1 pseudogene is annotated in these 694 nt (G+C 34.4%); it reads left to right on the top strand.

Annotation, left to right across the window (positions count from 1 at the left end):
* Positions 1 to 694, top strand: a pseudogene (locus tag LQU93_RS09890) (methyl-accepting chemotaxis protein); the annotation flags it as partial.

Below are 694 nucleotides of genomic sequence, written 5' to 3'. Positions count from 1 at the left end.
TCCATCCTCTTCATCATAATCATAGTTGCAATCTTAGTATTTGCTATAAACTACTTCTTACGTCCTTTATCTGGAATTTCTAATGGATTAAATTCATTCTTTAAATTCTTAAACCATGAAGTAAAAGATCCAGAAGTAATTAAAGTAAATACCAAAGATGAATTTGGTGTAATGGGTAGCTTAATAAACGAAAACATAAACAAAATTCAACAAGGATTAGAGCAAGACTCATCAGCAGTATCTCAATCTGTAGCCACAGCTGATGCAATTGGCAAAGGAGACTTAACAGCCCGCATCACTCAAAACCCAGCCAATCCTCAACTAATTGAACTTAAAAACGTTTTAAACAAAATGCTTGATACACTTCAAAGAAAAGTTGGCTCTGATTTAAATGAGCTTCAAAGAGTCTTTGATAGCTATCAGCGTTCAGACTTTATCCCTAGGATATCTAATCCTAATGGAGAGGTTGAAAGAGTAACAAATGCTTTAGGTGATGCTATAACAACAATGCTTCAAGCAAATCTAAAACAATCTGAAGTGCTTCAAGAAAAAGCTACTATACTAGCTGATAGTATGAAGCAAGTAACAGATGGAGCAAATTCTCAAGCAAATAGCTTGCAAGAAAGTGCAGCTGCAGTTGAAGAGATGTCAAGCTCAATGAGTGCTATTAATCAAAAAACACAAGATGTCATAA

Source organism: Campylobacter majalis (assembly GCF_905120465.1).
GTDB classification, from domain to species: Bacteria; Campylobacterota; Campylobacteria; order Campylobacterales; family Campylobacteraceae; genus Campylobacter_A; species Campylobacter_A majalis.
The sequence above is the reverse complement of the archived record's forward strand: the minus strand, read 5'-3'. Positions and strand labels throughout refer to the sequence as shown.